The sequence below is a fragment of the Levilactobacillus yiduensis genome, from assembly GCF_024718525.1.
GTDB classification, from domain to species: Bacteria; Bacillota; Bacilli; order Lactobacillales; family Lactobacillaceae; genus Levilactobacillus; species Levilactobacillus yiduensis.
The window spans coordinates 166096-191007 of the sequence record NZ_JAMXAZ010000002.1; the positions used below are offsets into that span (position 1 = coordinate 166096).

The following is a 24912-nucleotide window of genomic DNA, read 5'->3' on the forward strand; positions in this document are numbered from 1 at the left end:
TCAGTGGTCCCCTTTCAAATTAGCGAATGCAACGAGTGTCGCTGAAAAATCATCGGTTAAACAGGTCACATGGCCCATCTTTCGCTGTGGCTTGATCTGCGTCTTACCGTAATCATGGAAGTGCCAGTCCGGTTGCGTCGTGAGCGCTTGTCGGGCCAAGGTGAGGTCTTCACCCAAGAGGTTGCGCATCACCGCCGGACGCAATTGTTCGATTTCGGGCAACGGCAACCCACAGATGCTGCGGATGTGGGCCTCAAATTGCGAAATGTTGCACGCCTCAATGCTGTAATGCCCGGAGTTATGCGGCCGTGGTGCCAGTTCATTGACCAGCAATTCACCGTTTGGTAACACGAAGAATTCAATGCCCAACACGCCACGCAATTCCAGGGCTGTGGCAATCTTTGTCGCCATGGCTTTGGCCTGCTGATGAACTGCGGGGGCAACTCGAGCCGGCGCCAGTGTCGTGTGTAAAATGTGATGGCGGTGCTGATTTTCTACCAGCGGAAAGGTCACCACATCCCCCTTGGCACTGCGAGCGACCATCATGGCGACCTCACAAGTGAAGACCTGCCGTGCTTCTAAGATACAAGAATGTGTCGTCAGTGACGTGACGTCAAATGGCAAGGTCGCCTCATCAAGGTCCATCTGGCCGTGCCCATCATAACCGCCCGCCGCCGTCTTTAAAATGGCCGGGGTCCCCACCTGAGCCAAGGCTGCGGGTAACGCCGCTTGGTCGGGCACCGGTGCAAAGGGTGTCACTGCGATACCCAGCGCTGCTAGAAACTGTTTCTCCCGTAGCCGATTCCCCGTGATGTGTAGTAACTGCACGCCTTGTGGTAAGCTGGTCAGCGTTTGGACCGCTAGCAACGCCTGTTCATCAACGTTTTCAAATTCATACGTTAAGACTGCACACTTGCGGGCCAGTGTTTGTAAGGCCGCTTGATCACGGTAATCAGCAATGATTTGAAAGTCAGCAACCTGACCCGCCGGGGAGTCGGTCGTGGGGTCTAAAATGCCCACACGATACCCCATTTGTTTGGCACTGATCGTGAGCATGCGCCCCAACTGGCCACCACCCACAATCCCAATCGTTGCTGGCGGTAAAATGACCTCAGAGTTCTTGTTCACTTTGCTGGGCCTCCCGTTGTTGCGCCTGACGAAAGTCTTGTAGCGCTTGTTGGATTTGTGGCTCTTGTAAGCCGACGATTTGCGCGGCCATCAATGCCGCGTTCTTAGCCCCGGCACGCCCAATGGCCATGGTGGCTACCGGAACGCCAGCCGGCATTTGGACGATTGATAACAACGAATCTAGTCCGTTGAGCGCCTGTGATTGCATTGGCACCCCGATCACCGGCACAACGGTGTTAGCTGCGAGCATCCCCGGTAAATGGGCCGCCCCACCAGCCCCAGCGATAATGACCTGAATTCCCCGTTCGCGGGCCTGTTCCCCGTAGCTTTGCAACGTCGCTGGCATCCGGTGCGCGGAAATAATTCGTCGTTCACAGGTCACTCCTAAATCAGCTAATTGCTGGACGGCCAACTGCATGACCGGCCAATCCGAAATCGACCCCATGACTACCGCAATCTTCGTCATCATCATCCCTCTTCCCGTAATTTAGGCCAATTTTAGCAAGAATCTTAACCTGTGTCAATTAAAACCAGAACTTTATCGGTTATAAAAATATTAATATACGGTTTATGGGTAAGCTATTTACGAACGAATTGGCTAACAGTCGCGATTACCACGGCTCACGAGTCTTGTTCCTAGCGACACATTATTTCATTTTTTTCAAACTAGGAATTGAATCAATACCCGAACAACAAAAAAGGACTCCCCATGACAGAGAGTCCTCATTGATTTCAGTTTTAGGCTTACATTTCGTCTGGTGCTTGTACACCCAATAACCGCAAGCTTTCTTTCAAGACCGTGGAGACCGCCTTGACCAGAGCCAAACGAGCTGGCAAGTCAGCGTCTTCCGTTAAGATCTTGGAATGCGCGTAGTATTTGTTGAAGGTCTTTGCTAGGCGAATCGCGTACTTGGCAACCACGGATGGTTCCAGTTCGTCGCAAGCCATTTTAACGATAGCTGGGAAATCAGCCAACGTCTTGATGGTGTCCCAAGCTTCGGGATCAGCCACTTGGTTCCCGGCAGCCTGTACGTCAACGTTGCCGGCCTTGCGCAAGATGCTTTCGGCCCGGGCGTGGGAGTATTGGACATAAGGACCCGTTTCACCTTCGAACTTCAGCTGATCGGCTAAGACGAAGTCGATGTTGTTGGTCCGTTCGTTCTTCAGATCACCGAAGACGATGGCCCCGACACCAACCTGCTTGGCAACTTCTTCCTTGTTTACCAGATCAGGGTTCTTTTCGTTGATTTCTTCGCCAGCCAACTTGATGGATTCTTCCAAGACCTTGGCCAACAAGATGATGCGGCCAGAACGGGTGGACAGCTTCTTGCCATCAACCGTGATCAAGCCAAATGGCACGTGGTGGAGGTCATCCGCGGATGGCACACCCATTTCCTTCAAGACGGCCTTCAATTGCTTGAAGTAATACGTCTGTTCAGACCCGACCACGTACAGGTTCTTGGCTGGGTGGTAAGTCCGGTCCCGGTACAGTGCCGTGGCGATATCCCGCGTAATGTACAGCGAAGCGCCATCACTCTTCAAGATCAAGGCTGGGTTCAGGTCGTACTTGCTCAGATCAACCACTTGGGCACCTTGTGATTCCACCAGCAAATGCTTGTCCTTCAAGATCTGCACGACTTCAGCCAGCTTATCGTTGTAGAAGGCTTCCCCGTTGTAGGTATCAAATTTCACGCCTAATTCATCGTAAACGTCATTGAATTCTTGCAGGGACGCCTTCCGGAACCATTCCCACAGGTGGTGGGCTTCTGGATCGCCGTCTTCAAGCTTCTTGAACCACTCGCGCGCAACGTCGTCCAATTCTGGCTTGTCGACATCTTCCTTATGGAAACGCACGTAGTATTCGACCAGCTTGTTGATAGGATCCTTCTTAACGTCTTCTTCGTTTCCCCACAGCTTGTAAGCCGTGATCAGCTTCCCAAATTGCGTCCCCCAGTCACCCAAGTGATTGTCCTTGATGGGGTGGTACCCGTTCTTCGTCAAGATCTCCGCAATGGAGTTCCCAATTACCGTTGAACGCAAGTGGCCCATGGACATTGGCTTGGCGATGTTAGGTGAAGACATATCAATGGGCACGTTGCCGCCATTGCCGTCTTCGTTAGTCCCGTAGTTGGCACCAGCCGTCAAGACCGTATGCAAGGTTGCTTCACTATAAGCGCCCTTGTCAAAGAAGAAGTTCAGGTAAGGACCCACGACTTCCACCTTTTCAAAGCCAGTCGTATCTAGCTTCTCGGCCAGGTCTTGCGCAATCTGTTGGGGTGCGCGGTGCAGGGTCTTCGCTAACGTGAAGGTGGGAAACGCCATGTCCCCTTTGTCCGACGTCTTGGGCCGTTCGAGTTTGGCTGCAATCTCATCTGCCGTCAATTGGCCGTCTAAAGCCGTGGCTAACGCTGCGGTCACCGTTTGTTTGTAATCCATCCTGTATTCCTCCTACTTTCTTGAATGACGTTGATAGTCCTAGTCTACACCATTTGGTTCACGGGATTAAAAAACGTCCCCTACAAAATTATTTGTAAGAGACGAGATGACCCGCGGTACCACTCTGATTGACTTAAAAGTCCACTTTAAAAGTTCATTTAAATGTCGCCTTTGCCCCGTTCCACCAATATTCTTGATCCGGCTCACAGCCTCCCGGACTCGCTGACAAGAAGTGATTCGTGTACTTTTGCATTGACGGTTAACACTTTCGAATAATAAGAAAGACGACCTAGAAGGCCGCCCCATTCGAAAGCGGGTGACGGGAATCGGACCCGCGACGCAAGCTTGGGAAGCTTGAATTTTACCACTAAACTACACCCGCACAACACAAATGAGTATAGCATACCATTTGTGAGTTGTCATTATCTTTTTGCAAATAAATTCAAAAAAGTTTGAAAAAACTAGTTTTTATCCGCACTGTTTCCCGTAATCTTAGCAGCGGACTTCCGCACAACGGCACGGTTATTCATGTCACCGACGGCCGTTTTATCGGCAGGATCGTAGTCACGAATCTCTACCAAAACTGAATTATCATACACTTTGGTAACTTCCCCCGTGAAATCGTGTTCCAAGGGACCAAATTTCTTTGCCGCAACGTAATCGCCAATCTTAATTTCTTTAGTCTCAGCCATTGTTCGTCGCTCCTTTCGTATGCAAAATATCATTATAGTCAAGTTTACCCCCTGAGGCAAGTAAAGTCACCCCCATTCGGCTGGTAACGGCTTTCCATGGATTTGCAATCGAATTGTAAGATGATTGAAACAAAATGAGAAAGCCGAACTTTTACAGGCGTTTCAGGAATAATCGGACTACAACACGACCATTGGCCTGATAAATGCGAAGAAAATGTGATTTTTTGATGAATTTCCGAACAACCCCACGTTTTGCCAAGTAGAACACGCGTACGCATCTCTGCCGAAAATAAGTTATAATCGAGTCGTTGAATCAGTTCTGTTTTAAGTCATACTTAATTTCTATAGGAGGAGCAGACAATATGAAAAAATGGCAACGTTGGGCGGTTCGGGGAATCGCTCTTACCGCAGGATGCTTGGGCCTCTTTTGGGGCAGCAACGCTGTGACGGCCAGCGCCAATTCGATCAATTCGTACATTGCGAACCAACATTACGCAACGCCGACGATCACTAAGAAGATTTGGTCTGGTTTTCCAAAGTATAGCTACCGTAACGGCAAACCAGAAGGCGTCGTGGTCCACGAAACGGCTAATCCCAATTCCACGATCTATAATGAAATCACTTATATGAAGAACAACTACCAAAATGCGTTCGTCCACACCTTCGTGGATGCCAGCAACATCATCAACATCGCCAACACGAACTACTTGTGCTGGGGAGCTGGCCCCATTGCCAACGCGCGCTACGTGCAATTCGAACAAGTCGAGGTTCACAGTAAAGCGGCCTTTGCTTCAGAATTGAACAACGCCGCCTATTATACGGCGTACATTTTGAAGCAATACGGGTTGACACCTAAGCGGGACACGACCATCCTGTCTCACCACGATGTGTCGCTGCTCTTGGGCGGAACCAACCATACCGACCCGGATGGCTACTGGAAGGCTAACGCCAGCGCTTACTTTGGGACTACGTACACCATGACGGACTTCGTCAACCTGGTGAAGACACAATACGCTGAACTGGGCGGCACGACGGCACCAGAAACGGATACGGATACGACCACTGACTCCAGTGATTCCAACGATCACACACCGGCTAAGCCAAAGAAGACCGTTAAGTACAACCACGGTGGAAACAATGAAACGGCCACGCTGGCCAATAATTACACCAAGTGGACGGTCTACAACCACGTTAAGGGGACCAGTGGTGCCTACAAGATCGGTTGGGGTCGCTTAAGTGCAGATCACCGTGGCGCCAAGGTTTACGTCGATTCTCGTGGCGTGAAAAAAGGCGGTTGGAGTGGCACTTGGTACCGGATTCGTTTCGGCAAGAATTCAACGGCCAAGTACTGGGTCTACAACAAGGTGCTGAAGTTCCCTAAGGTCACCTACAGTGATGCCAGTGGGACTTACACCCTGAACACGAACACCAACTACAAGCTGTACAACCACGTGCTGAACTCAAATTACCTGTCCAAGACGACCGGCAACACGACTGCATTTCCAGCCGGCACGAAGGTCACCGTCAACAAAGCGGGTTACAAGGCTAGCGACGGTTCGAACTGGTACCGCATCATTTTAAACGACAAGCCTTACTGGATCCAAGCAGCTGGCTTGAACGGTAACGCTTAATCACTAGGCTCGAAGTTACGCAACTTCGGGCCTTTTGTTTACCTAGATTAAGGAGGATTCACTCATGGGAAAAGTCATTTTCTACGGCGCCACCTCACTTGATGGCTACCTGGCCACTGCCGACGACAACTTAGATTGGCTCACACACCTCTCCGGCATCCCCGCCGACGCCGGTACCGACGTGCTCTCACACATGACTAACGCCATTATGGGTCGCGTGACCTACGACTATGTCGCTCAGCAAGCGCCTGACGCGCCATTTAACCCCGCCAATCCACAGATGCACAATTACGTCCTAACGCACCAGAACCGGCCGAATTTGCCGCTCACGACCTTCACCCAACGAGACGTCGTCGACCTGGCGCAAGCCCTTCGCACACAGCCTGGTGACACCTGGATCGTTGGTGGCCAAGCTATCCTTACGCCCTTGCTCGCCGCCAATCTGGTCGACACCCTCTACTTGCAGCTCGCCCCACTTCTATTGGGTCAGGGCAAGCGCCTCTTTGGCGACCTAACGAACCCAGCGCAGTTCACCCTGCTGAGCGCCCATCGTTTAGGACCGCTCGCAGAATTGGTCTATCAGCGGAGAAATTAGTACCCCTTTCCCAAGGGAGTATGGTACGCTTAATGTATATTCGTACGCGAAGGAGCGGTTGGTATGTGGTTAGCGCTACATTTTTGGACCTGGATCATTTTAACCATTTTAGTCATCGTTGGTCTGACGAGACACTCGGAGAAACGAGCGACGCAGTTTCTAATCCTGGCGCGACTCGCGTATCTGGTCATGATTATCAGTGGCGTCGTCCTCAGCATCCGTACCTTTGGCCACGCACCCGTGCTGATCAGCTTGAAATTTATTCTCGGCATTGGGACGATTGCCCTGATTGAAATCAGCTTTGGCCGTAAAATGGAACGTGACACCCCGCACCTGGTTTACTGGATTTTAGGCGTCATCGCCTTACTGACGGTCGGCCTGGGATTGACCTTGGCCTTTCATTAGGCGCCGACCAGATTAGCGATTTGCGAGGCCAGATTGCCTCCGTCAGCCAGCAGTTCCGCCTGCTCTGGGGAACACCTCCAGACTGAGAAACGGTCTTCCGGTTCGCTTGAAAGCCTGTCAAAAACCGCCAGTCTCTCAAGTCGTCCCGCCTAGTAACCTGGCCAGAAACGCCAGCTAACTAGGCCGACACAGCTGGCTCCACTGCTGGCTGACTCCGGCGGGCTGGTGCTTATCAGTTACCGTGGTGTAAATCAGAGATTACCGTAATTGTTCTAGTCGATTTCCACATTTCGACTTCCACTTAAAGACTTGTTAATATGAGAGATTCGCGCCCTTGGTTGCGAATCTCTTTTTTACATTCAAATTCAGGCGACAAGTTGCCGTGATAAAACTAGTTGCATACAGCCACACAGTAGGGCTGGCCGCCTACCGTCCGCCAAATATGGGTCGGAACGCTGTGGGCGGACGGGTCGAGCCAAAGATCGGTCTCGACGCCTCGCCTTCGAGCCGAAAGACCGCGTCTCAAAGACGCCAGTTACCTAAACGGCATGAAAAGTCATGCCGTTTAGGTAACTCCCACGGCTGAACCCATATTTGGCGGACTCCGGCTACAAAAGTGATTGCCAATCAACAACTGGTTTGGCCCTCAGTACCACCTAACTCACTGCAATCTGTGGATTATTGCACCATCATTGATAGCCAGAGTCAGCCAATAGCGAGACATCCCTCTACTGGCTGAATTAACGCAAGTAGCATTAATGCCATTAGCAAGCACGCTAGCCAACCGACGCTTAACTAGACTTTCAACCTGCAATCAATTATCCTAAAGATAAGAATATGTGAAGGAGTGAACGTAATGAAAGGCGTTATTTACCATGGTATTCATGACATTTCAGTAGAAGAGCTCCCAGTCCCCCAGCCAACCGCTGATGACCTGGTACTCAAGGTCATGCGCAACGGTATCTGTGGCTCTGACCTCCATGCTTACAATCTCGGTGGCGATGAGATTGGTATTCGCAAGGGAGGCGCACTCGGCCACGAATTTGTGGGTGAAGTCGCCGAGGTCGGGGCTAACGTGCAAGGCATTCAGGCCGGCGACCACGTCTTCGTCAACCCCAGTCGTGCCAAGGGATCAACCAGTCAGTTGGCAATGGCTGGGGGCCTATCTCAGTTAAATCTCGTTAAGAATGCCGTGTTGAACGACAACGTCTTTCTTTTGCCAAAAGATCTAGCCTTTGACCGGGCCGTTGTCATCGAACCTTACGCTGTCGGCATTCACGGTAAGAACATCGTTCACCCCACACCCAATCAAAGCTTCTGTATCTTTGGGGCTGGGCCAGTTGGTCTGGCCAGTGCTTCAGGGCTGTTGGAGCAAGGGATCACCCAAGTTGCCGTTGTGGATATCGACGACCAACGACTGGCTTTTGCTAAGCGTTTAGGGGCCCACGTGATCAATTCGGCTAAGACCGATCTGCCGACTGCCTTGAAAGCCCTATTCGGTACCGGTAGCGGCCTCATGGGTGACGAACGTATCGGCGTTGACACCTATATCGACTGTGTCGGCCTTCCTAGCTTCATGACCGATTTCATCGCCCAGGCTAAGTTCGACGCTAAATTTGTGGTCGTTGCCTTGGGGGCCGAACCCGTCACGTTCAAGCCGCAATTTCTGGCCATGAACGAAATCAGTCTGATTGGTTCAGCCATCTACACCGCCACGGATATTCAAGAAGCCATTGCGAACGTTGTCAAGCCAGCTAACCTCTTTCCTGACATCGTTTCTGCCCACTATCCACTAGCCGAGAGCGAGCAGGCCTTTCACCGGGCCAACACCGACAAAACAGCCCTTAAAGTCGTCATTGATGTCAACGATTAAGTGTCCCATCAAAAAAGCGCGACGCCGCAACCTCCCATTCGGAAAGTTGCGGCGTCGCGTTTTTAGTTAGGCTTCTCGCATCTTCAAGGCCAATTCCAAGGTCCGGTCGACCAGGATAGATTGGCTATCCACTATCGGCAACTCAGTTTCGGGTTCTCGTTCCTGGGCCAATGACAGTTCGGTGCAGCCGAGAATGACAATGTCGGCGCCCTGCTCGTCAATCATTTGCTTTAAAATGCGGTGATAGAGCACGGGGTCCACGTGGTCCTTTTCCTTGATGTTATCGTAGATCAAGTCCATGGTCTCCGCTTCGATCTCATCGGTCGGCAACACCGGCGTCAAGCCCGCGGCCAGCACCTCATGTTCGTAGACCTTATCCGTGATGGTCCCTTGCGTCCCGGTGATCCCAATGCGCTTGGCGTTCGGATACTTGCGTAAGATCTCCTTCACCGTTTCGCGGGGCATGTGCAGCAGTGGCACGTCGGTCGCCGCCTGCAGGTCATCATAAAAGTAGTGCGCTGTGTTGCATGGCAACGTGAAAAACGCTGGGCCCAGCTGGCTCTGCTGGTGGATATCCTCCAGCAGGCTTGGCAACGGATTGGGCTGACTGTGATCCAAAATGTAGGCCGTCCGGTCCGGTACCGTGGCGTGGTTGACCAAAATATAATTCAAGTACTCCTGATCGGCATGGGCGGGCGTCCGCTGATTTAACAGGTGTAGATAGCTTTCGGTCGCCATGGTGCCCATTCCACCAATAATCGTAAAGAATTTTTGCATGGTAGTTACCCCTTATTTTCTGCGAAATACTTCTTAAAATTAACCGTGTAATTGTGTTGCATCCATTGGATCAAGGCCCACCGCTTCAGGTTCATGTCTTGGTCGTAACGATACGTCGTGCCATACTTGCCCGCCGCAATCAGCTTGAGGGCGCGTTCCTTGTCGGCATTTTCTCGCGTATAACGCTTGAAGACCTTGACCGGTACCCCCAGCCACAAGGCGTGCTTACTTTCATCCTGGTTGCCGTAGACCGTTGGCGCGTCCTTAAGGCTGTCCTTGACGTAGTCTTTCACGACCCAATCGGCGAGGTTGTAGCCGTTGAGCGTCACGAAGAAACTACTCCGCCCTTGCCGCAGGTTGATTTCAAACAGCTTGAACGACTGGTCACGCACATCGTATTTCATATCGAAGTTGGCGTAGCCAGTGAAATTGATGGCTTCCAAGAACTTCTGGATGTTGTGGTAAATGGTCTCGTTGTATTCCGGAATGATAGCCACGTAATTGCCAATGGCCGATGGTGCGGGATCTTCCAGCAACGGGTGACCGAGACACATCATTTTGACGTGATGGTTGCGGTCCACGTAGGCGTTCAACACCCGCATGTTGCTGTCATCCCCGGGCACGAAGTCTTGCAAGATCAGGTCGGACTGGTAGCCGTTGGCGTAGATCTTTTGCAAGATGTCACGGAATTCTGCCTCGGACCGAATCCGAAACGCCTTCTTGCGGCCCTCGAAATGCACATCCAACCATTCTACACTGTTGGCTGGCTTCAAGGCGACCGGGTAATCGAAGGGTTGTTCTACCGGTTGGTCGCTGGTGGCTTCAGCCTTGGTGATGATCCGCGTTGCCGGGTATGGCAAGCCGTATTGGTCACAGACCCTGTAGAAGTTTTCCTTGTTGTTCAGGTGCCGCAACTGATCATAGTCGATGTACGGACAAATGAACACATCTTCCAGCTCAGCCTTGTGCTTACTGATCAGCTCGGCGTAGCCATCCCCGCACCCAATCAAAATTACGGGTTCTGGGTGGTCAGCGTAGCGTTCCTTCAGCTTGCGCATGGTTTCGATCCACACGGGGTCCTCATCGAATCCCGGAATCAATTCCAAGTTAACAACTTTGGTGTAGCGGGTCGGTGCGAGCTGAATGCTGGCAAAGGCCTGAACGGGTTGGTGATACAGCTCATAAAATGACCGCGCCATCCCGTAAACGTTAAAGTCGCTCCCCAATAAAACGGGAGTGAATTTTACTCCATTGGTTTCCATAACGAATTAAAGTCCCTTCACAACGTACTTGATTTCTCTGAAACAAAAATTGCTAAGTAAACACAATCAAGGTTGTTAGCGGACGAGTCCAATAGCAACCTTGATCATGATCGGCACCGTCACGTTGACGGGCCGGTTAAATTAAACTTGCGTGCGCCGAACCAAATCGACCGTCTTTGCCGTCGTGTCTTCTGGGAAGTAAACTTCATACCACAGAATAAACGTGTAAATGGTAAAGATCTTTTGCATGCTGGATTTCCCATTGATATGTTCGTGCAGAATTTCCATCAATGCGTCGGTATTGAAGAACTTGTGAGCCACGTCGGAGTTGAACGCTTCGATGATCCGTGACTTGTAAGGTTCCGTCTTGATCCAAGTAGCGATTGGGGATGGGAAGCCCATCTTTTCCTTCTTCGCTACCCGTTCTGGCAATTCGGCCTCAGCTGCGGTCCGCAGAGAAACCTTGGTTTCATCGGCGTGGATCCGCGTCTTAACGGGCATCGTGGCCGCAAACTTGGCAACTTCCTTATCGACCAGTGGCGTCCGCACTTCAAGCGAGTTGGCCATACTCATCCGGTCGGCCTTGTGCAAGATGTCATAAGGTAACCAGGTGTTGATGTCAAAGTATTGCATCTGCGTCATTTCGTCTAAGCCCTTCACGTCATCGAACAAATGCTTGGTGTAGGCCCCAGCGTCTTGGTTCAGGCTCGGGTTCTTCAAGATTTTGTTGCGATCATGGTAGTCAAAGACGTAGTTGACCCGGTAGTACCGTTCGCTCAGTGGTTGGGCGCCCCGGACTAAGAACCGACGGCCATGGAACCGTGGGAACTTCTCCGCGATGCCACCCAACATCTTGCGAATGCCCTTTGGCACCCACTTTTGGTAACGTTCAAATGGAATGGCTTCCAGGTAGGTGTTGTAGCCCCCGAAGAATTCATCGGCCCCTTCACCAGACAAGGCCACCTTCACGGATTTCCGCGTCCCCTTGGACAGGTAGTACAGCTGCATCGCTGATGGGTTGGACAGTGGTTCATCCATGTAGTACATGATGGTTGGCAAGATATCAAAGTAATCGTCACCGGTCATGTACAATGGCGTGTTCTTTTGCTTGATCTCCTTGGCAAATTCCGTTGACCAACTCAACTCACTATACTTGGAGTTCTTGAACCCTAAAGAGAAGGATTGAATTGGCTTTAACTTGGAGGCTTCGTTCAAGACGTAAGAGGAGTCGATCCCACTAGATAAGAAACTCCCCACTTCCACGTCGGCGATCATGTGGGCCTTGACGGATTCATCAACGATACCGCGAATCTTCTTGGCATCTTCTTCGACCGTTTGGCTGTTGTCAATGTGATCGTAGTTGAACTTGAAGTAACGGTGCGTTTCCGTTTCCCCGTTGGCGTGGTGAATGAAGTATTGGCCAGGCAAGACCTTGTAGACATTCTTGAACATGGTGTCTCGTGATGGAATGAACTCAAAGCTCAAGTGAATTGGCAAGAGCGCTTCGTTGAATTCCTTCTTGAAGTTTGGATGTTCCAAGAACGCCTTGATTTCTGACGCCCATAAGAAGGTGTCGCCATCGTCATAGTAGTAAAGTGGCTTGATACCAAAGTGGTCACGCGCGCCAAAGACTTCGTTGGTCGTCTTGTCATAGATCACAAAGGCGTACATCCCCCGTAACCGGTCCAGCAATTTTGGACCCCAAGCGTCGTACCCGTGAATCAGCACTTCAGAATCCACGTCCGTTTGGAATTCGTAGCCCAACTTTTGTAAGTCGGCCCGAATTTCTTGATAGTTATAAATTTCACCGTTAAAGGTCAATACCTTCGTTTGGTCCCGGTTGTACATCGGTTGCTTCCCATGGGCCAAGTCAATGATCGACAGCCGACGGAACCCCATCACGGCCTGTTCGTCGTGGAAATAAGCCTCATCATCCGGCCCCCGGTGCTTAATCCGATCTGCCATACTATTGATGGTGTTAGTCGGAACATCTTTTTGATTCACGTAGCCAACGAATCCACACATGTGCGTATCCCCTTTTTCCTAATTAATTTAAAGTCTAATTTAGTCGTCCATTAAAGTAAATGAAACACAACACCCATTATTTTAGCAAATTTATTTGGCGAATACCATATTATTAAGGATTCTTAAGGGATAGCTAACCCCGCCATTATTCTGGGGCGACTGCGGCCAGTTCCGTGCTATCCAAAACCTTTACTTGTCGGCGACCAATCGTCTCGATCACCCCGTCCTTGACTAGCTGTCGTAGCTTGCGGCTCAAGGATTCGGGCGTCATTCCCAGGTAAGCTGCCAGGTCTTGCTTGCTCATTGGCAGGTCGATCACACCGGCTTGATGGCCACTGATTTCTTGTAAATATCCCGCCAAACGCGGCAAGGCATCCGGAATGGCTAGTAAGGTCGCCTGCCGTTCTGCGGTCTTCAAGCGATCCGCTAGAGCGCCTAATAAGGCCATGGACAACTGCGGCATGTCCTTGATCAACGCCGTCAGGGAGGCACGCGAGATGGTGCACAATTCACTATCCTTGGTGGCTTCCGCGTAGGACGAATGAATTTCATCCGTGAACAACGCAATTTCGCCAATAAAGTCGCCCGGATTCAGGACCCGCAAGACCTGTTCGTGGCCGTCTTCTGTCAAATGATAGAGGCGGACCTGACCCACGTTCACGATGTACAACGTCTGGGACACTTCGCCCGTACTGAAGACGGTTCTACCCTTCTTCGCCAAAACGGGCCGCGTGACCTGGGCGACCGACGTCAATTGGTCAGCTGCCAACCGCTGAAAGATTGGGACCTGTGAGACACACTCCAGTTCCTGTTCGATTGATTCGTGATGATGTTCATGTGCCATACTGGCATCTCCTTTTTTAATACGCTTCGCTTAACTCATCGCTGCTACAAGACAGCGTGTGCTGGCCGCCTACCACCTACCAAGCTGATGACTCTTCAATCAATTTGGTGGACGGTAACCATTGGGCGACAATTAACTCTAATTCAGGACCGCTGGCAAGCCCCCATCAGCCAGACCTCGTCGACAAAAATCACTGTCAGTTTAACAGTCAACACTCACTCTCTATTCTAGCAAACTTTGCTGATTTATCGGTAACGAATGCCTCGCGACCCAAAAACCGACATACCTCCGACTGATTAGCCCCACAATTGTGCTATAGTAATGGCAACTAGTCTTACTTAAAGATTACAAGTAGCCAGATTCATTGTGCCTACAGGGCCTATAGCGACAAGTTAGTTTTTGAACGCAACTTTGTCCGCGCTGGCCGCCTTACCGTTCGCCAAATTTGGACCGTGACGCTGTGGGAAGGACCGGTCGAAGCCAAAAGTCGGTCTTCAACCTCGCTTCGAGCCGAAAATCACGTCTCGAAGACGCCAGTTTCCAAGCAATTCACTTGAAAACTCCCACGGCTGAGTCCAAATTTAGCTCACTCTCGGCTACAAAAGTTCTTGCCAGTAATAACTGGCTTAGCCCACGGTAGCAGCTGCTTTGCCAATTAGCTCTACGAAATCCAACGCAGTGTTACTGGCAAGTACTAACTTGCCGGAGGCAGCCAGGGTGTAGCCAGCTGTGTCGACGGCGTTGGCTGAGGTTTTTTCTCAGCCTACAGCGTGGGACGACTTGAAAGACTGACTGGTTCTGTCAGGCTTTCAAGCGAACCGGAAGACCGCCCCTCAGTCTGGAGGTGTTCCCCATAGCAGGCGGAACCCTGGCTGACGTAGGCTCCTGGTTTCGCTAATCTAATGTCCAGAATCCTTGTCAGCTGTGTATTAGCAAATGTTTCTGCGCTTGCAAGCTTTAGTTAACTACTTTAAGGAGGAATTTTTCATGACCCGTCAAACTCATGCGGCGTGCACGTCCTTTCTAGCCGGCAAACTGGCTACCATCGATGGCAGTACGCTGATTGCCCGCAACGAAGACAACTTCGTGGCCATCTGGCCCAAACGCGCGCAAATTCACGCGGCTAACGAACCGCGCGACCTTAACTTTGTTTCCAAGGGCAACCATTTCGCCACGACTTTACCCAAAAAGGCGTACCATTACACGGCCATGCCCGATACCGACCCGAGTGAGGGGTTCTACGAAGAGAGTGGAATCAACGAAAAGAACGTGGCCATGAGCGCGACTGAGAGTGCCTACACCAACTCTCGCGTCCTGGGCGTCGATCCGCTGGTAACCGATGGCATTGCCGAAGATGCCATGGTAACCGTCGTCCTCCCTTACGTCGACTCCGCCCAGGCTGGCGTCCAACGGCTCGGTGACCTAGTCACGACCAACGGGGCTGCCGAAACCAACGGCGTGTTGTTCAGCGACAGCGATGAGGTCTGGTACATGGAGATCGTCAGTGGTCATCACTGGGTCGCCCAACGGATTCCGGACGATGCCTACGCCGTGGTTGCCAACCAGTTAGCGATTGAAGACATCAACTTCGACGAACCGCAAAACTTCATGACCTCACAGGGCATTCGCCACTTCGTCCAGGCCAACCGGCTGAACCCCGATGGCAACCGCTTCAACTCCCGCCACATCTTTGGCACACAAACTAGCGACGATGCCCACTACAACACGCCACGGGTCTGGTACGGCCACAAGCTGTTTACGCCCAGCGCCTTTGAGAATCCAACTAGCCAAGACCTGCCCTTCATCCGCCACGCCGAACAGAAAATTAGTGTCGCGGCTGTCCAAGAATTTTTAGGCTCTCATTACCAAGAGACGCCGTATGATCCGCTGGGCAAGGGTACCGAAGCCGAAAAGCACCAGTTCCGGGCGGTTGGCTTGTCCCGGACGCAAAACTCCCACGTCCTGCAGATTCGCCGCAACGTGCAGCTCGCATTGGCCGGCGTCATTTGGCAATGCCTGGGCAACCCGGCATTTAGCCCCTACCTGCCCTTCTACGCCCAAGGTGACCAGGTTGGCGCGGCCTACAGCGCGGACAATCACGACTACAATCAAAAGAACCCTTACTGGGCCAACAAGTTGCTCGACGTACTAAGTGAGGCACACTACCATCAAAACCGCAAACTCCTCGCCGATTTTCTCAAGCAAACGCAAATCGCCGGCTACCACCGTTTGCAAATCGGCGATCAGCAGACTACGACGGCAGCGCCCGGTCTAGGGGCATTCAACGCCACCACGGCAGCCACGTTTGCCACGCTCATGCAAGAACAGATTGGCAAGCTCGTCCAGGCCAACGCGGACCAGTCGGCATTGACCTTCACCATGGACGCCGGATTGTAATTTGGTATCGTTTTCAGAATAAATGCGCTATAATGAAATTAGCAGCTAGCAGCGAAAGGAATGATTAGATGGATGAAGTAGTCCTTTTCAACCCAGGAGATTCAATTGGTAACTTTCATGATTATCATGAAGCTGTGCAGCAAGCTCAGATTTATCAGGAACGTCATGACAAATCCGGCCACGTCCTGGTCGTCAAGAGCGAACACGGGGAACCATCATTTGATATCTTTTTAGCAGAGCAACAGCTAACAGATAAGTCGGAACCCTCGACCAAAGAACGCTACACCGTTTCTAAGAAAATGTAATCAACGCAAAGCGCACCGCCAACTTTTTCGGCGATGCGCTTTTTAGTTACCTATTTTTTCGTGTGTTGCTGAAATAGTGCCAGCTGAGCCTTGAGATACTTGCCCGTCACACTCCCCGGCGTTTCGCTCACCGTCTTGGGCGTGCCCGTGGCAACCAACTGTCCGCCGTTGATTCCGCCGCCGGGCCCCATGTCGATCACGTAGTCGGCGTTGGCGATCAGGTCCAGGTCATGTTCGATGGCAATGACCGTGGCCCCCTGCTGCAGCAATTGATCAAAGACCTTGACCAGCTGTTGGATGTCCAGCGGGTGTAAGCCCACCGTGGGCTCGTCAAAGATAAACAACGTGCCGTTTTGCCGTTTGCCGATCCGTGAGACCAACTTGAGTCGTTGGGCCTCGCCGCCGGACAACGCCGGCGTGCTCTCGCCCAATAACAGGTAGCCCAATCCCATATCGTGGAGCGTCTGCAGGGTCTGCTCAATGCCTGCCTCTTCGGCGAATACGGGCAACGCCTCATCCACGGACAAGGCCAAGACGTCGGCAATGCTGTAGTCGTGCCATTTCACCGCCAGGGTCGCTTGATTGTACCGTTGACCGTGACACTGCGGGCAAACTTCCGTGATGTCCGGCAAATACTGGACGTCCAGCGAAATTTGACCGGTCCCGCCACACATTGGGCAGGCCCCCGCCTTCACGTTGTAAGAAAAACGACTGTTGGTATAACCGTGGCTCTGTGCTTCAGGTGTGGCCGCAAAGAGCTTGCGCAACCGGTCCAAAATATCTGTATAGGTGGCCACCGTGGAGCGGACATTTTTCCCCACGGGTACCGAATCGACCTTGACCACGTGGCGAATTCCCGCCCGGTCTAAATGGGTGACGTGGTGTGGCAAGGTCCGGTGGTCCACGTCGGCCTCAATGGCCGGAATCAGACTATCAAGCACCAGCGTGGTCTTGCCAGCCCCACTCATCCCCGTGACCGTGGTCAGCCGGTTCTTAGGGAATTTCACGGCCACGTCGTCGATGTTGAATCGATGTTGGACCTCGATCGCCAGCTGGCCCTTTTGCCACAGCGCCTTGTCATCTAATACCGGTCGCTCGCGTAAGGTGGCCGTCCCGTTGAGAAACGGCGCAATCAGAGACTGTGGACTGTGGGCAACTTGGTCGACCGCCCCTTCATCCACCACGGTCCCGCCAGTCTTACCGGCGCCCGGACCGATTTCAATCACATAATCGGCAGCCCCGATGATTCGCGTATCGTGATCGACCACGACCACCGAATTGCCCTGAGCCACCAGTCCATGAAAGGCCTTGATCAGTCCAGTGACGTTGGCGGGATGGAGACCCACCGAGGGCTCGTCCAAAACGTAAAGGACCCCGGTCGTGGCGCTCCGCAGTGTCCGGCCCAATTGAATCCGTTGTAGCTCACCGGTCGACAGCGTATCGCCGGGCCGACTCAACGTCAGGTAATCCAGCCCCAGGTCGACCATTGGCTGGAGACTCAGCCGCAATTCGGCGACCAGGTCGCTACCCAACTTATGCATCCGCTCTGGCAACCAGTCCACGATGGTCGTCGCAAATTCACGCAACTCATTGATGGGCAGGTCAGCCACTTCCGCAATATTCTTACCGTTTAATGTTTGTTTCAGTAATTTGGGATTCAACCGCGTCCCGTGGCAGTCCGGGCAGGTGTCAAACGTATAAAATTTATTGAGCTTGGCAATCGTTCGTTCATTTTTACTGGTGGCCATGCTGTCCTCAACCGCGGCGAAGGCGTTCTCATAAACGGCCTTATCCATGTGAAAGATTTTCCCCTTGCTGCTGGGAATGTCGATGGCCACAAACTGCTTTTTCCCGTGCAGCACGCGTTGCTTATCGGCTTCACTGAGGTCCTTGTACGGGACGTCAATGGGAATCCCAATGGCGTTGGCCACGATGGGCATAAAGTTTCGGCCAGGCAAATGCCACGAAGCCACCGCGCCTTCTTCCAGTGTCTGGTCTTCATTTTTAATGATCAGCGACGCGTCCAGTTGCCGGACCTGGCCCAAGCCGCCACAGGTCGGACAAGCCCCTGCAGAGTTGAAGGCAAAGTCTTCGGCACCGGGAGCCCGAAACGTGACGCCACAGGTCGGACAGGTCACGTACCCGTCATTTTCCGCAACGTCCAGCGTTGGCGGCACCTGATGACCGTTGGGACAAACGGGCGACCCCAACCGGGAAAAGACCAGCCGTAAGATGTTAAAACTCTCCGACATGGTCCCGACCGTCGACCGCACACCAGGGACCTGGGGCCGTTGGCGTAAGGCCAGTGCGGACGGCAAGTATTCAACCGAGTCGACAGCCGCCTTCCCCATTTGATTAATGCGGCGCCGCGTGAAGGTCGACAGCGCGTTGAGATAACGCCGGGCCCCTTCCGCATAGAGCACACCCATCGCCAGTGAGGACTTGCCGGAGCCACTACGGCCCGTGATGGCGACAAATTTATTGAGCGGGATGTCCACGTCGAGGTCCTTGAGATTGTTGACCTTGGCACCCCGTACCTTGATTTTGGTTGGTAATTTCGTTGGTTCCATACCGTTTCCCCTTCCTCAAATTCATGCTGACTCAATTTTCCCGCTAAATCCCAGAGAACACAAGCCAAGCGAATTTCAAACGGTTGGTTGATTTAAAAAAAGTGGTCCTGACCATTGTCCCTCACCCGTGGACCCGGTATACTGGAAACATTGAGGGGGTGTCGCCATGAGTCGTTGGGTTCCGACAGTGATCGTGAGTCTGATTTGGCTCGGTCTCAGTCTAAACGCGCTCCACCACCGACACTATCGCCGACTGTGGTGGTGGCTGGGTTGTTGGGGGCTAAGCCTGTTAACCTGGACCCCCATTGCCTTTTCGTTTGGGAGCGACACCGTTGCCGTCATCACGACCCACTGGATTGCCGGGGGCATCTGGGTGCTCCAGCCGCTAGGACGTGGCAGTATCGATACGTCATTTTGGCTGAACATTTTAATGACCGTGCCCCAGGGATGCCTGCTGCGGCTCAATTGGCCGCGTTTGCGTTGGCCCCAGTGGTTGCTAGCGGGACTGGCGACCGGGCTCAGCCTGGAAGCCGGTCAAGCAATCGGCAATTGGCTCGTGCACTTGGGCCGCTGGGTCGACATCAACGACGTCATTACCAACTGTACTGGCATCGTCATTGGCGCGGCCCTGACCGCCCTGGCACAGTACTGGTGGTCGAAGAATATTAAGGGGGATTAACCATGTTTATGACAACTGGTGGGTTGAACCGAACCCACGCCATTCAAGGGATTTTAACGGCAACGGCTAGTAAAATGCTGCGGTCGGAAAAGCCAGATGAATTTTCACTGTTCGACGGCCTATTTGATGAGGTCAAACAAGACCTGATGAAGCAGGCCCAAGAGACGGATGCCGACGGACTGATCGAGGTTCGTTTCAATACAGAGGTCGTTCGCATGAACGTGGCGCCGAAATTTTTAGTCGTTCACGGCTACGGTACTGCCGTTAAATTTCCAAATTCAAAAAAAGTTGAATAAAGGGGTTCCCTTTTCTAGAACTTTAGTGTAATATATTACTTGTTGTTGAGTTGCCCCGATGGCGGAACTGGCAGACGCGCAGCGTTCAGGTCGCTGTTTGAGAGATCAAGTACAGGTTCGAATCCTGCTCGGGGCATCATTTAACAAGACGGTTCGCTTTAGAACCACTTGAAACGCTGAGAAATCAGCGTTTTTTATTTTGCTAAAATAGCTGAAAACGGTTTAAAACGAAAATGATGTGTACAAATCGTGCACAAATCGTCTCAAAAACGATTGATTTTTAATTTGTACACCTCAGAAATTTTGAGGGGTCTCAATCCCTTGATATGACAGCATTACAAACACATTCATTTGTACACCTAAATTTCTAGGCGAGTAAATTACATAACTTTAGCATCCAAAAAAAGCCACCCTACCCGCAATGGGATAGAGTGGCGTCATTCTATATGATTATTCCTTGGACAGCTTTCTTAAAGCTCCTACTAATTCTTTATTCTTTAATACTTCACTGATAGCATCTTTTATCTGTTTGCCACTTAGCTTATTATCTTTCTCTTTCACAACAAGTGGCTTACTGATTTCATGTTTTAATTCTTCCATTGTTATAAATACCTCCGTAATAAAAGCCTGACCGACTTTTATTTCAAATAATTCTGTAGCAATCGATCATATGTTAGATGTGTATTCTTCAACAAAAATCCATAAACATCATCTTCTGTTAGTTCATCTCTAGCGATACCCTTCGAGATTTCGTACATTCTATCTTGATTGAAATCTAACATCATATAATTAAGATACATAAATGTACTAGCCACTAGTAGTCCCGTTCGTTTATTTCCATTCATAAAAACCTGATAATGTGCAAATTTCCACCAATAAACAGCTGCTTTTCTAAGCAACGAGGGTATTTGATCTTCTCCGAAATAAACAGAATGCTTTGTACTCTCGATGATATTATCCAACAGCTTACGATCCCTTATACCATAGGAACCGTAAACTCCTTCTTCTTCGAAAATAGACTGCGCATTTTCATTCGCATCAATCGCTAAATCCACCGTAGGAAACAATGCTCCATCATTTGCCGCAACTAGAATACGCTTCTTTACATGTTCTTGCTTGTTAATGATATATATAGATGCATAGTAGTCATTCAATCTGTTCGTTTTTAAATTTAAATCATTTTTCTCTATACTGCTGTGTTTGTGTAAGTAATCATTCAATATCAGTTTTCCTAATTCATCAAACTGTTCCTCTCCAGGATAACTTAAATAAACAACGTAGTCATACCTTTTGCCCATATAGACTGGCTTTTTCTTTTTCATGATTACTATTTTACTCCATATTAAAAATAACAAACAGTATTTAGCTTAATTCATTGATGCAAATCTGTCTATATAAAATATACCTGAAAAACATATCTTGTCAAATCCCCAAAAGCCACCCTACCCATCAATTTGTTATAATCCCTTTGTGGTTGTCAGATGAAATAATATAAATTCATCTGACAATGACGGAGGGATTTTTTGTTTGCCCAAAACGACTGAGAATGGCTCTAACTGGGGCGATATGAGACTATAGCTAAAACGAAGGTAACAAATCGCGCACAAATCATTTCAAAGATAGCTGATTTTTAATTTGTTCACTTCAGAAATTCTGAGGACACCTAGCCCCTGGCAAGACCGTATTACAGGCACTCTCGTTTGTACACCTAAATTTGTAGACAGATAAAGTTCATACAGACTGCTACCAATGGTGAGGAGCAAAGGAATATACAATCGGCCTCATCTAAGTATATGTAATTCCAATACTAAGAAGTGATTGCATCGCTCATCTTCAATATGTTTCCGCAATCAGCTCAAGCACTTCATCCAGAAAACCCCTAGAGCACTTCTCCACAAAACGATGTTTACGATAAGCTAAGTCAACTGACCTTTCTTGCTCAACAAGCAATTGCCCTTTTGTACGCAATTCATCGGGTAAATCCAAATGCATGGGAAAAGCCTTCGACTTACTTGTGATTGGCACAACTTTTACCATATCAGTCAGCCGATTGAAATCATTGTTTGAGACAATCATTACTGGTCGCCAGCCTCTCTGTTCATGTCCTTGTGTTGGATTCAATTCCATCTTATAAATATCTCCTTGCTCAAATGACAAAATGCCAGCCCCTAAATTTAGATTTCTATATGCTCAACTGCCGAAAAGTTAGACTATTTTAGAGCAATTCTTTACCAACACTTTCTCCCCAATCAAACTCCTTTGAATCCTGATTAGCTTTACGGTAGTTGCTGAGATCAAATCCATCAAAACGTTCAGCTAATTTGGATTTTGTTGGTGCCTTCTTAATAATGATCTCGTCTTGATCAACACTTACTTCCAGCTTTTGACCAATCGGATCTGTAATCCCAACATTATCTAAAATCTTTTTTGACAGGCGGATACCTTGCGAATTACCCCACCTTGTAATTTTTACTTGCATCAGTAGGTCCTCCTTACTTTACTTCAAGATTACTGATTTCTTTAATCCAGAGATAGTATATCCTAATGTATATCCGTAATCAACTTAAAAGCATCACCCACAGATTTCCATTTTCAACACCTTAATCAAACACAAAACCACCGAACGACATCACTGCCGCCGGTGGCCTTATATTACCGTCCCCATCAGGATTAGGAACAACTGTAAAATACCACATCCACCAGCAAATAGCGGCAATCCCGCTTGTCACTGGCGCGTTTCATCGGCTAGTTAACATACCCGTGGCGTAAATCTTTATCATTGCTAAAAAATCGATGGGTCAATGACCTGCCGATTTTTTATTTGCCTAGCGTTTGCGTAATTTCAGACTGGCCATCCCCAGTGCACCCAACAACGTGGCAATCCCGGCCAAGATGTAGTTGCCAGAACTGGCTTCATTGGTTTGTGGTAAGCCGGCCTGCTTGGTAGCCGTTAACTTAGCCGCTTGATGACCCGTAGCTAAGTTGGTCGTCGCTTGCCGACCAGTCGTCTTCAGGGCCTTCACGCCTTGAGTTGGACCCGTCACCCGATTGACTCGTGCCTGCTTTTGAGATTTGCCAGTGGCAATTGTGTCGGCCGCACCACCTGTCGTGACGGTGGCATCCGACTTGGTGGTCGGCGTTTTGTCATCAATGGTTGCTCCGTCACCCGCGTTCTTCAACTCATTGTAAGTGAAGGTGATGGTCTGCCCGTCCGCCGTGTAGGTGCCTTGTGCCTGGGTGACACCGGTAGCTTGATAGCCCGTAATTTCTGGTGCATCGAAACGATAGGTGTCGCCAATGTTCCCGGTCTTGACTTGTTGGTCGATGACCTTGCCATCTTGATCAACACTAACAATCGTTACCGTCCCAGTCGTGACCCCTGGTTCCGGCGTTTCTGGCGTCACCGTTCCAGTCGTCATCTTATTCACAACGGAGAAGTTGACCCAGGCATCCATGTCACGGGAAACGCTGTCGGCCATTTTGACGCGAATCACGTAGTTGCCATCCTTGGCTTCTGGCTTGGCTACCAGCATGAAGCCATATGGGTTCGCTGGGTTAGCCACGATACTAAACCAATCCGACGCATCCGTTTGGGTTTGAGCCCACGCATTATGGTTCGTGATTCCCGTCGTACTGTCAGTCGAGTAGATGACGGTCGCGCCACTGCTGAACTGACCCGGCGCTAATTTGACATCCGTAACCTGCTCACCCGTGGTAAAGTCCATGAATTCAAAGACCCCTTCAGTCGGATCAAAGCGGTTGTTGGCGTTCGTCAGGACGTGGCTCCCGTTAGCCAACGTTTGCCCATTCCCCACGACGAAGGCCCCGGGTCTGTACGTTCCTGGCGCAATGGCCGTGATAATTTCATTGGTCCCGTACTCAATTGCGGTCAAGGTCGCCGTGCTTGGTAATTTCCCGGTAAACTTATTCTTGGTAATGCGCAGCGTGGTGATCGACCAGTTAGAAATATCTGGCAGCTGCCCACTCAATTGGTTATCGTTAACACTCAACGAGAAGAGATTCTTCAAGTACGAGATATCCGGCAAGTTTCCGGTCAGTTGGTTGTTATCCAGATTCAGCATGTACAATTCCGGATAAGCCGTCAAATCAGGGAAGCTACCGTTTAAATTCAACCCACTTAAGGTCAGGTACTGCAGCTGATCGTTATTCGCAAAGTAAGTCTGCATAATCGTATCTGGCGTAACCCCCCAGTCGGTCACAACGTCATTCACATTGAAGAGCGTGAACTCCCGTAAGTTAGGGGCAAATGAGAAATCAATCATCCCGTCCAGTGGCAATTCCGCTTCACCGAGCTTAAAGGTTCTGAGGTTTGTGAAGTATTGGAGCCCCTCTAAACTCTTGATTGGTCCCAAGTCAAAGTATTCTTCCATGGTGTTCAAACCTTGCTTCATCCAACCATCAAACCCAGCGTACTGGTACAAGTTAGCCGAAGTGACCGTGTCATTGCCATAGTACTGCTTGTTAATCGAGCCGATGAGCAATGCCCGTAAATTGGCATCCGGAATCCATTCCGCGGCATCTTTCCCCAGAATCTTGTCAAAGTCTGGGGCCCGGTAAACCGGTACGGCCACCAAGGTCTTGGGCCCACTAGGAATCGCCATTGCCGCTCGCATCATTGGCCGTCGGGAACCCGTGTTAACCGTTGGTGCGACCGGATCTACTTGAGGAGCAGCCGGCGTTTGAGCGGTCGGGGTCGTCTGTGAATGATCTTGCTTTTCCGAATTGTTCACGACCTCACCGGGTTGTTGTTCAGTGTTGTTACCGCTTACATTTTGATCTTGATTAGGTTCGTTGCCCGCTGTCTCCTGTTGCTCAACCCCAGATTCATCTTTAATTTCAGCGTTTTCTGGCGCTGACGTGTCATCTTTAACTTGATTTTCTTTATTAGCATCGTTATCTGAGAGCGTAAAATATCTTGTGTAAATGCATAAAAGATTTCTGAATTGTATAGAAATAGGGAATGCCTTCCCTTATGA

General features: G+C 50.5%; 22 protein-coding genes and 2 tRNA genes. 9 read left to right on the plus strand and 15 right to left on the minus strand.

The genetic code is table 11. The annotated features are described in order from the left end of the window. From purK to NGM66_RS02300, 5 genes are all read right to left on the minus strand, one after another. Positions 1 to 1128: a 5-(carboxyamino)imidazole ribonucleotide synthase gene (purK, locus tag NGM66_RS02280; protein ID WP_208909328.1), complete on the minus strand. Its 1128-nt coding sequence runs from the start codon at positions 1126 to 1128 to the stop codon at positions 1 to 3. Next, a complete protein-coding gene (gene purE, locus NGM66_RS02285) occupies positions 1112 to 1594 on the minus strand; it encodes a 5-(carboxyamino)imidazole ribonucleotide mutase (RefSeq protein WP_208911014.1) in 483 nt (160 codons plus the stop codon). The genes purK and purE overlap by 17 nt, the downstream gene beginning before the upstream one ends. Positions 1595 to 1872: 278 nt before the next feature. Next, on the minus strand, positions 1873 to 3564 hold the full coding sequence (argS, locus tag NGM66_RS02290; RefSeq protein WP_208909327.1) for an arginine--tRNA ligase: 1692 nt from the start codon (positions 3562 to 3564) through the stop codon (positions 1873 to 1875). A gap of 311 nt (positions 3565 to 3875) precedes the next feature. Continuing rightward, positions 3876 to 3946 (minus strand) — tRNA-Gly (locus NGM66_RS02295). 79 nt (positions 3947 to 4025) lie between these two features. Continuing rightward, entirely contained in the window at positions 4026 to 4256 is a 231-nt protein-coding gene (locus NGM66_RS02300) for a DUF2187 domain-containing protein (protein WP_125577469.1), read from the minus strand. Between the two features lie 362 nt (positions 4257 to 4618). On the opposite strand from NGM66_RS02300, the gene NGM66_RS02305 reads away from it, so the two are divergent. From NGM66_RS02305 to NGM66_RS02320, 4 genes are all read left to right on the plus strand, one after another. Beyond that, the gene (locus NGM66_RS02305; protein ID WP_208909326.1) at positions 4619 to 5887 is read left to right on the plus strand and encodes a peptidoglycan recognition protein family protein; all 1269 of its coding nucleotides are present in this window, start codon (positions 4619 to 4621) and stop codon (positions 5885 to 5887) included. Positions 5888 to 5951: 64 nt separating this feature from the next. Then, on the plus strand, positions 5952 to 6482 hold the full coding sequence (locus NGM66_RS02310) for a dihydrofolate reductase family protein (RefSeq protein WP_208909325.1): 531 nt from the start codon (positions 5952 to 5954) through the stop codon (positions 6480 to 6482). A 63-nt stretch (positions 6483 to 6545) separates the two neighbouring features. Next, positions 6546 to 6887 (plus strand): DUF1516 family protein, encoded by a 342-nt coding sequence (locus NGM66_RS02315; RefSeq protein WP_208909324.1) that lies wholly within the window; start codon positions 6546 to 6548, stop codon positions 6885 to 6887. A gap of 856 nt (positions 6888 to 7743) precedes the next feature. Continuing rightward, positions 7744 to 8760 carry a zinc-dependent alcohol dehydrogenase gene (locus NGM66_RS02320; RefSeq protein ID WP_208909323.1) on the plus strand — a complete coding sequence of 339 codons (1017 nt, stop codon included), beginning with the start codon at positions 7744 to 7746 and terminating at the stop codon, positions 8758 to 8760. A 66-nt stretch (positions 8761 to 8826) separates the two neighbouring features. On the opposite strand, the gene NGM66_RS02325 is transcribed toward NGM66_RS02320, so the two are convergent. The 4 genes from NGM66_RS02325 to NGM66_RS02340 all read right to left on the minus strand — a co-directional run bounded on the left by NGM66_RS02325 (position 8827) and on the right by NGM66_RS02340 (position 13668). Continuing rightward, entirely contained in the window at positions 8827 to 9537 is a 711-nt protein-coding gene (locus NGM66_RS02325; RefSeq protein ID WP_208909322.1) for an aspartate/glutamate racemase family protein, read from the minus strand. A gap of 5 nt (positions 9538 to 9542) precedes the next feature. Beyond that, the gene (locus NGM66_RS02330) at positions 9543 to 10799 is read right to left on the minus strand and encodes a carboxylate--amine ligase (protein ID WP_258115353.1); all 1257 of its coding nucleotides are present in this window, start codon (positions 10797 to 10799) and stop codon (positions 9543 to 9545) included. 141 nt (positions 10800 to 10940) lie between these two features. After that, entirely contained in the window at positions 10941 to 12824 is a 1884-nt protein-coding gene (gene asnB / locus NGM66_RS02335; protein WP_208909320.1) for an asparagine synthase (glutamine-hydrolyzing), read from the minus strand. Between the two features lie 145 nt (positions 12825 to 12969). Further along, positions 12970 to 13668, minus strand: a complete 699-nt coding sequence (locus tag NGM66_RS02340; protein ID WP_208909319.1) for a Crp/Fnr family transcriptional regulator — start codon at positions 13666 to 13668, stop codon at positions 12970 to 12972. Positions 13669 to 14655: 987 nt separating this feature from the next. Here NGM66_RS02340 and NGM66_RS02345 point away from each other — a divergent pair. Then, positions 14656 to 16065: a C69 family dipeptidase gene (locus tag NGM66_RS02345; RefSeq protein ID WP_208909318.1), complete on the plus strand. Its 1410-nt coding sequence runs from the start codon at positions 14656 to 14658 to the stop codon at positions 16063 to 16065. A 68-nt stretch (positions 16066 to 16133) separates the two neighbouring features. Further along, positions 16134 to 16370, plus strand: coding sequence for a hypothetical protein (locus tag NGM66_RS02350; RefSeq protein WP_208909317.1), 237 nt, complete (start codon positions 16134 to 16136; stop codon positions 16368 to 16370). Between the two features lie 50 nt (positions 16371 to 16420). Here the strand turns inward: NGM66_RS02350 and NGM66_RS02355 are convergent, their stop codons facing one another. Beyond that, positions 16421 to 18940, minus strand: coding sequence for an ATP-binding cassette domain-containing protein (locus NGM66_RS02355; protein ID WP_208909316.1), 2520 nt, complete (start codon positions 18938 to 18940; stop codon positions 16421 to 16423). 166 nt (positions 18941 to 19106) lie between these two features. Between NGM66_RS02355 and NGM66_RS02360 the strand changes: the two genes are divergently transcribed. From NGM66_RS02360 to NGM66_RS02370, 3 genes are all read left to right on the plus strand, one after another. After that, positions 19107 to 19619 carry a VanZ family protein gene (locus NGM66_RS02360; protein ID WP_208909315.1) on the plus strand — a complete coding sequence of 171 codons (513 nt, stop codon included), beginning with the start codon at positions 19107 to 19109 and terminating at the stop codon, positions 19617 to 19619. 2 nt (positions 19620 to 19621) lie between these two features. Then, positions 19622 to 19915 (plus strand): heavy metal-binding domain-containing protein, encoded by a 294-nt coding sequence (locus NGM66_RS02365; RefSeq protein ID WP_208909314.1) that lies wholly within the window; start codon positions 19622 to 19624, stop codon positions 19913 to 19915. A 52-nt stretch (positions 19916 to 19967) separates the two neighbouring features. After that, positions 19968 to 20051 (plus strand) — tRNA-Leu (locus NGM66_RS02370). Between the two features lie 314 nt (positions 20052 to 20365). On the opposite strand, the gene NGM66_RS02375 is transcribed toward NGM66_RS02370, so the two are convergent. The 5 genes from NGM66_RS02375 to NGM66_RS02395 form a co-directional block, all read right to left on the minus strand. Then, entirely contained in the window at positions 20366 to 20515 is a 150-nt protein-coding gene (locus tag NGM66_RS02375; protein ID WP_208909313.1) for a hypothetical protein, read from the minus strand. A gap of 38 nt (positions 20516 to 20553) precedes the next feature. Then, on the minus strand, positions 20554 to 21237 hold the full coding sequence (locus tag NGM66_RS02380; RefSeq protein ID WP_258115354.1) for a type II toxin-antitoxin system death-on-curing family toxin: 684 nt from the start codon (positions 21235 to 21237) through the stop codon (positions 20554 to 20556). A 511-nt stretch (positions 21238 to 21748) separates the two neighbouring features. Next, positions 21749 to 22072, minus strand: a complete 324-nt coding sequence (locus NGM66_RS02385) for a type II toxin-antitoxin system PemK/MazF family toxin (protein ID WP_258115355.1) — start codon at positions 22070 to 22072, stop codon at positions 21749 to 21751. Between the two features lie 58 nt (positions 22073 to 22130). Beyond that, positions 22131 to 22394 carry an AbrB/MazE/SpoVT family DNA-binding domain-containing protein gene (locus tag NGM66_RS02390; protein ID WP_208909310.1) on the minus strand — a complete coding sequence of 88 codons (264 nt, stop codon included), beginning with the start codon at positions 22392 to 22394 and terminating at the stop codon, positions 22131 to 22133. 346 nt (positions 22395 to 22740) lie between these two features. After that, a complete protein-coding gene (locus NGM66_RS02395) occupies positions 22741 to 24666 on the minus strand; it encodes a MucBP domain-containing protein (protein ID WP_208909309.1) in 1926 nt (641 codons plus the stop codon). Between the last annotated feature and the right edge of the window lie 246 nt (positions 24667 to 24912).